This window comes from Dorea sp. MB18-49, from assembly GCF_023669465.1.
GTDB lineage: Bacteria > Bacillota > Clostridia > Lachnospirales > Lachnospiraceae > Dorea_A > Dorea_A longicatena.
On the sequence record NZ_JAMOYX010000077.1, the window covers coordinates 1 to 7,864 of the forward strand.

The 7,864-nt window shown below is 41.6% G+C and carries 6 protein-coding genes; all 6 read right to left on the minus strand.

Annotated elements, in window-relative coordinates; translation table 11 throughout:
- Positions 1–144: 144 nt before the first annotated feature.
- The 6 genes from NCY30_RS14460 to NCY30_RS14485 all read right to left on the minus strand — a co-directional run bounded on the left by NCY30_RS14460 (position 145) and on the right by NCY30_RS14485 (position 7,747).
- Positions 145–1,017, minus strand: coding sequence for a YitT family protein (locus NCY30_RS14460; protein ID WP_055181774.1), 873 nt, complete (start codon positions 1,015–1,017; stop codon positions 145–147).
- Between the two features lie 129 nt (positions 1,018–1,146).
- Positions 1,147–1,626 (minus strand): 23S rRNA (pseudouridine(1915)-N(3))-methyltransferase RlmH, encoded by a 480-nt coding sequence (gene rlmH / locus NCY30_RS14465; protein ID WP_006426603.1) that lies wholly within the window; start codon positions 1,624–1,626, stop codon positions 1,147–1,149.
- A 121-nt stretch (positions 1,627–1,747) separates the two neighbouring features.
- Entirely contained in the window at positions 1,748–3,790 is a 2,043-nt protein-coding gene (locus NCY30_RS14470; protein ID WP_250818852.1) for a HelD family protein, read from the minus strand.
- A gap of 283 nt (positions 3,791–4,073) precedes the next feature.
- The gene (gltA, locus tag NCY30_RS14475; protein WP_055181773.1) at positions 4,074–5,468 is read right to left on the minus strand and encodes an NADPH-dependent glutamate synthase; all 1,395 of its coding nucleotides are present in this window, start codon (positions 5,466–5,468) and stop codon (positions 4,074–4,076) included.
- Complete coding sequence (locus NCY30_RS14480; RefSeq protein WP_055181772.1) at positions 5,468–6,355, minus strand: sulfide/dihydroorotate dehydrogenase-like FAD/NAD-binding protein; 888 nt, start codon at positions 6,353–6,355, stop codon at positions 5,468–5,470. Before NCY30_RS14480 ends, gltA begins: the two co-directional genes overlap by 1 nt.
- Before the next feature lie 210 nt (positions 6,356–6,565).
- Positions 6,566–7,747: an iron-containing alcohol dehydrogenase gene (locus NCY30_RS14485; RefSeq protein WP_006426608.1), complete on the minus strand. Its 1,182-nt coding sequence runs from the start codon at positions 7,745–7,747 to the stop codon at positions 6,566–6,568.
- Positions 7,748–7,864: the final 117 nt, after the last annotated feature.

Genomic DNA, 7,864 nt, shown 5'->3' on the forward strand with positions numbered 1-7,864 from the left:
AGCTGAAATCGAACGTCGTGCAAACGACTCAAATCAATAATCAATCATATGTGAATTATCAAGGTGCTCCGGTTGCAGAAATGTGGCCGGGGATTTTTGTATCCATGTCTAAAATTTAAGCGCTTACTATTATTCTGCGTATTTTTATTTTTCGATAGTTTCTTTCTTATAAACTTTCTGCTGTGAAAATCCTCTTCCTCGCACTTCATTTACATTTCCAATGATCATAAATGCATGTGGGTCGATCTCCTGTACCAGCTGGTTCAGGCGCATAAGTTCACGATTGGAAACTACGGTAAGAATCATCGGCTGATCATTTTTCAGATATCCGGTCTGCGTATAGACCAGTGTCGTTCCACGGTCAAGACGCTCCTGGATCAGACGGTTCAGTTCTTCATATTTTTCAGTCATGATCTCTACTTTGGTTCTGGTAGATCCCATCAGCAGTACCTTGTCCAGAATGACGGTATAGATCAGTACCAGTAAGATACCGTATACAATCTCTTCTTTGTTAGTGAAGAGCATCTGTGAGATCAGAATTATAAAATCAAATACATACAGCATCACAGATACCGGAAGTCCGAACTTTTTGTTGAGAACCAACGGCGGAATATCCATTCCCCCGGTCGATGCACCGCAGCGTATTACAATTCCGATTCCCATTCCGATCATCAGACCGCCGCAGATTGTTGATAACATCTTATCGTCTGTTACATTCTGAAGTGCCGGTATCTGTTCAAGCACACCCAGAATAACCGGGTAATAGAATGTACTGACCAGTGTTGTAAGTGCAAATTTCATTCCAAGGACAGCCGCTCCAAGTAAGAACATCAATGTATTGAAGATTAATACAAATGTATGGATTGGAAGCCCGAAATAATGGTGGATTGCAATACCCAGTCCTGTCGTTCCGCCCGTGATCATATCATTTGGCAGAATAAACATGACGATCGCCAGTGCATAAACTGTATTCCCCAACAAGATCATACACAGATTTTTTAAATTCACTTGCTTCATAGTATATCCTCTCCTGACATTTTCATCCTTATTAGTATAAAGGATGATATCTTTTGAAACAAGAATTTTTTATAATATCTTTTATATATCTACAATTGTTTCTATAATATTTTCTTTTATTTCGGCATTTTACTTATGATATGGTTCATGGCTGATGATCCGGTAGCTTCGGTAGATCTGTTCCAGGAGGATCACCCGCATCAGCTGATGTGGAAATGTCATCTTTGAAAAACTTAGTGCATAATCCGAGCGTTTCAGCACTTCTTTTCCAAGTCCGATCGAGCCGCCGATGATAAATATAATGTGACTGGTTCCCTGGATCCCAAGCTTGTCAATCTTTTCTGCCAGTTCTTCTGAGGTCAGAAGTTTTCCCTTGATTTCAAGTGTAACGACGTAGGCATCGTCCTTGACATATTTGAGAATCCGCTCTCCTTCTTTGTCGCGGATACCATCTTCTACGGTCTCACTTGCATTATCCGGAGTCTTTTCATCTGCCACCTCGATGATCTCCAGCTTACAGTAGCGGCTTAGACGTTTGCTGTATTCTGCGATTGCATCTTTTAAATATTTTTCTTTTATCTTTCCCACTGTGATTAATGTTATCTTCATTCTATTGTTCTTTCTATCTCTGCTTTTTTTAATTTTAACTATAATTAATAATCTTTCGAAAAACTAATTTCTGCACATCTATTCTGCTAATAATTTTTCTGCCTTAGTGATTAGTGTTCTTCTATTCTGTTATCTGATACATATATAATTCATGTAATGCTCTTGTTGCGCAGATATATTTTGCCTGATTCAACATCGGGTTTCCGGCATCCTGGAACACACCGAATACCTGGTCGAATTCCAGACCTTTTGCAAGATAAAAGGTCGTGACGGTAAGTCCTTTTTTGAATACGGAACTGTTGCGGTCGATATAATGCACTTCTTCGCCGCGGGCTTTTAATATCTGGTATAAGGTGGATGCCTCTGCTTCCGTCATGGTAATAATGGCAGCAGTCTCATACTCGTCTTCTCCAAGTTTGGCTTTTGAAAGGATTTCATCCAGAACTGCATCTTCTGTCTGGAATTGTTCTTCTACCACTTCTTTTCCATGACGTTTTAAAAGTTCTACGTCTTTGACACCAGTCAGTTTTTCGGCATATCTGGCAATCTCCATTGTATTCCGGTAACTTTTATTCATCACGATCTTGCGAATCTTCTGATCAAATACGCCCGGAAGGAACTGCAATACATCACGCATCTGTTCATCTAAAGTCTGTGCTTTATCACCGAGAATGGTCATCCGGCATTTGAAGATCTGATTCAGGATCACATACTGCAGATAAGAATAGTCCTGCATTTCGTCAATAACCAGATGCTTGATATGATTATGCACAGCTTTTCCGGTCAGGCGGTACTTCAGATACAATACAGGAAATACATCTTCGTATTCCAGTTTGCGCTTTTCATATTCGACATCCGGAAGTGACGAGTATCCGCATTCTTCCAGAAGCCAGCCGTATATCTTGTAGATGTCCTTTGTTACATACATCTTATCGAATTTCTCCTGTACGATCAGGAGCTCTTCTTCCGAAAGATCACGTCCAAGTAATGTCTCGTATTCATCAACACAATAATCTCTGATTGCGTCCATCCGGCTGAGCAGAGGTGCATTCTGGAATTTGAAATAAAAGAGATTGATCAGTTCTTCTTCTGTCTTCTGAATTCCCTTATATTCGATTGCACGGAAATCCATCAGTTCATCTTCCAGTCTTGCAAGGAATCCTTCCATCATTCCGACAAAGCCTTCCAACTGCTTCTCTTCAAAGCGTTCTGTCAGATACGGGTCCTGAAGCTTCATGGTTCTTTCCAGCTGGTCATAGCGGTCTTCACAGTCCGGAACGATACCTTTCAATTCCCGGTATGCGAACAGGTCAAAACTCATCTCCTGAATATTTTCCTCGCCCAGTTCCGGAAGAATATGGGAAATGTAATCTGAAAATACACTGTTTGGAGAAAGGATCAGTACATTAGAGGATTTCAAATGCTCTCTATCATGATACAACAGATAGGCAATCCGGTGTAAAGCAACGGAAGTCTTACCGCTTCCGGCAGCACCCTGGATCGCAAGGATACGGTCATGTGTATTACGGATGATCGCATTCTGTTCTTTCTGGATCGTACGGACGATGTTTTTGAGCTGTACATCACTGTTGGTTCCCAGCTCCTGCTTTAAAATATCATCATCGATCTTGGTATCGCTTTCGAATGCATAGACCATCTTTCCATTTTTCACTTTGTACTGCCATTTGGCGGCAATTTCACCTTCGATCAGTCCGGCTGGTGCCTCATAAGATCCAGGGCCTTTGTCATAATCGTAAAAAAGCCCGCTGACCGGTGCTCTCCAGTCATAGATCAAAGGCAGCATACCCGTACGTTCCGCAAAGTTACCGATGCCGATATAGAATATCTCCGGTTCGTCTTCGCCATCATAGATAAAATCCACACGTCCGAAAAACGGAGCTTCCAGCATTTTACGAAGCCGGTGCTGCATCTTCAGTTTTTCCTGATTGTCATTGACCTGGTGTAAAAGAGCTTGCTGGTTGTCATAATTTTCATAGCCGTATTCATCCATCTCGGTGTAATTCTCCCAGTAGTATTCATTCATACTCTGGATGTCTTTCTGTCCGGCTTCGATGGATGCATCTACTTCGGCCAGGCGTGTGCGGATCTTCTCTGTTACTTTATTTAAAAATATCTTTCCGTCTGTTAAATCTAATTCTGTCATAATCTCCAACCTGTCTTTTTTGTTTTATCCTTACATATCAGCAGGATTGATTTTCAGCTGTTTTCAGCATTAAATGTGTCTTACAATCATACCACATATATCTGTTTTTATTCAAGTCCGGATGTACTGTCTGCAGGACCTGCTACTGGCAGCTTTTTACGAACGCATGGCAAGCAAAAAGAGATATACACCAGAATCATTCTCATGTATATCTCTTATATAATTACGTGTTGTACATATTTATGAGTGCTTATAACATCATCTTTTCACTGTGCACAAAGAATTAAGCATTCTTTTTAGACAGATATTCGTGGATACCTTTGGCTCCTGCTTTACCTGCACCCATAGCAAGAATTACAGTTGCAGCACCTGTTACGGCATCTCCACCTGCGAATACGGCAGCTTTTGAAGTCTGTCCGTTCTCTTCCTCTGCTACGATACATTTTCTCTTGTTTGTCTCAAGTCCCTTTGTTGTAGAAGAGATCAATGGGTTTGGAGATGTTCCAAGAGACATGATAACAGTGTCTAATTCAATCTCATATTCAGATCCAGGGATCTCGATCGGACGTCTTCTTCCGGAAGCATCCGGCTCACCGAGTTCCATCTTGATTACTTTCATACCTTTTACCCATCCATTTTCATCGACGAGGATTTCTTTTGGATTGGTAAGAAGATCGAACTGTACGCCTTCTTCTTTTGCGTGATGTACTTCTTCTACTCGTGCAGGAAGCTCTGCTTCACTACGACGATATACGATATGTACTTCTGCGCCAAGACGAAGTGCTGTTCTGGCAGCATCCATAGCTACGTTACCACCACCGACAACGGCAACTTTCTTACCTGCTGCGATCGGTGTATCGTAAGAATCATCAAATGCCTTCATCAGGTTACTTCTTGTCAGGTATTCATTTGCTGAGAATACTCCGTTGGCTGTCTCGCCAGGGATTCCCATGAACATCGGAAGACCTGCTCCGGAACCGATGAATACAGCTTCAAAATCTTCCTCTTCCATCAACTGGTCGATGGTTGTAGATTTACCGATAACAACGTTTGTCTCGAATTTAACGCCAAGCTCTTTGACTTTTTCGATTTCTTTCTTAACAACTTTCTGCTTTGGAAGACGGAATTCAGGAATACCATATACCAGAACACCGCCAAGTTCATGCAGTGCTTCGAATACAGTTACTTCGTATCCGAGTTTTGCAAGGTCGCCGGCACAGGTAAGTCCTGACGGACCGGAACCGATGACTGCTACTTTATGTCCGTTTGTCTTTTCCGGTTTTTCCGGTTTGATATCATTTTCCAGTGCATAATCTGCGACAAATCTTTCCAGTTTACCGATAGATACTGCATCACCTTTGATACCACGAACACACTTGCTCTCGCACTGTGACTCTTGTGGACATACACGTCCGCAGATAGCAGGAAGTGCAGAAGATTGACCAATCACTTTGTAAGCCTCTTCGATATTGCCTTCTTTAATCTCTGCGATAAATGCAGGAATATTAATGGATACAGGACATCCCTGGATACATCTTGCATTCTTACAGTTCAGACATCTGGTTGCTTCTTCCATTGCTTCTTCTTTATTATATCCGTAACATACTTCTTCAAAATTCGTAGCACGAACCTTTGGCTCCTGTTCTCTTACAGGAACTTTCTTTAATACATCTGCCATTACTCGTCACCTCCGCACTGACCACATCCGCCGTGATGTGTGTCGCCTTCCTGTAATTTCAGCATTGCACGACCTTCCTGAGTCTTGTACATCTGCTGTCTCTTCATAGCCTCATCGAAGTTGACAAGGTGTCCGTCAAATTCTGGACCATCTACGCATGCGAACTTGATCTCATCTCCTACATGCAGACGACAGGCTCCGCACATACCCGTTCCATCTACCATGATCGGATTCATACTTACAACAGTAGGGATTTCCAGTTTCTTTGTAAGGAGACATACGAATTTCATCATGATCATTGGTCCGATTGCGATACATACGTCATATTTATTTCCTTTTTCCACCAGTTCTTCTACCATTGTTGTTACCATTCCGGCATGACCGTAAGAACCGTCATCCGTACATGGATAATAATTTCCGGATACTGCTTCCATCTCTTTTTCCAGGATCAACATATCTTTTGTCTTCGAACCGATGATAACATCAGCATCAACACCGTGTTCATGGAGCCATTTCACCTGTGGATATACAGGTGCTGCTCCGACACCGCCTCCGACAAACAGGATCTTTTTCTTCTTCAGTTCTTCGATATCTTCCTCTACGAGTTCTGAAGCATTTCCCAACGGACCTGTGAAATCGCGGAAATAATCTCCTGCTTTTAATTCTTTCATCTTGGTTGTGGATGCTCCGACCGGCTGGAATACGATGGTGATCGTTCCGGCTTCTCTGTCATAGTCACAGATTGTGAGTGGGATTCTTTCCCCTTTTTCATCCATCTTTACAATGACAAACTGTCCCGGTTCACAATGTCTTGCTACACGAGGAGCTTCTACATCCATCAGAAAGATGTTAGCAGTTAATTGTTCTGCTTTTAAAATTTTGTACATCTTATTTCCTCCTAATTCCCAATATTACTATTATCATAATACGGCTTCTTCTATTTCGCAAGTAAAACCATATTTTTCAAAAAATGTCGATAAAATTGTTCAAGATTCGCTCTGTTGTATATGGAATAGATTTTGATTTTTATACCAAAGTACGCAAAACGGCTGTCACATAAACCTATGTGACAGCCGCCGTTATCTGATTTTTGTTATTTAAAAATCAACTTCTGTTCCATAATATGTACATGTAAATAATTTAGCCATTGTTGCAGGATCAATTGCTCTTGGATTAGATCCTGTACAGGCATCACCAACTGCAAGTTCTGCAATCTTATCCAGTTTTTCTTTGAATTCCTCTTCGTTGATTCCGAATTCTTTCAGAGTCTTAGGAATATTCATCTTTGCATTGAACTCATCAATCTTTGCACACAAGCTGTTGATCAGAGCTTTTTCTGATGTTCCAGGAAGTCCCATTCTGCGTGCAATCTCTGCATAACGTGATGCAGCCACTTTATCTTTTGCATTGTATTTGATTACATATGGCAGATAGATCGCATTAGCACATCCGTGAGGAATATGTCCGGTTGAGAATGCTGCTCCTGTCTTATGAGCCATAGAATGTACGATTCCAAGTAATGCATTCGAGAATGCCATACCAGCCAGGCACTGTGCATAATGCATCTGCTCTCTTGCTTCCATATTCAGGTTATAAGATGCCGGCAGATAATCCAGAACCATCTCGATTGCCTGCAGTGCAAGTGGATCTGTAAATGGACAGTTGAGTGTTGATACATAAGCTTCGATCGCATGTGTCAGTGCATCCATTCCTGTGTAAGCAACCTGTTTCTGAGGAAGTCCTTCTACCAGTTCAGGATCAACGATTGCAACGTCTGGTGTGATGTTAAAGTCTGCCAGAGGATATTTGATTCCTGTATTGTAATCTGTGATTACGGAGAATGCTGTTACTTCTGTTGCAGTTCCTGATGTAGATGGAATGGCTGCAAATTTTGCTTTCTGACGAAGTTCAGGGAAACTGAATGGCGTGATGATATTCTCAAATGTCTCATCCGGATACTCATAGAATACCCACATAGCTTTAGCCGCATCGATTGGAGATCCACCGCCCATTGCTACGATCCAGTCAGGCTCGAATTCCTGCATTACTTTTGCGCCCTTCATAACAGTCTCTACAGACGGATCCGGTTCTACACCTTCAATCAGTTTGACTTCCATTCCGCCTTCTTTCAGGTAGTTCACTGCTTTGTCCAGGAATCCCTGACGCTTCATAGATCCGCCGCCAACTACGAGGACAGCTTTTTTACCTTTCAGATTCTTTAATTCGGATAAACATCCTTTTCCGTGATAAACATCTCTTGGTAATGTAAATCTTGCCATTTCAAACACGCTCCTTTTAAAATATTGTGTTAATCTTTTAACACAATTGTACTACTCGCGAATTTCTTTTTCAAGTCTTTGGGGCGATAAAATTGTGATTTTTTTAATATTATAGTG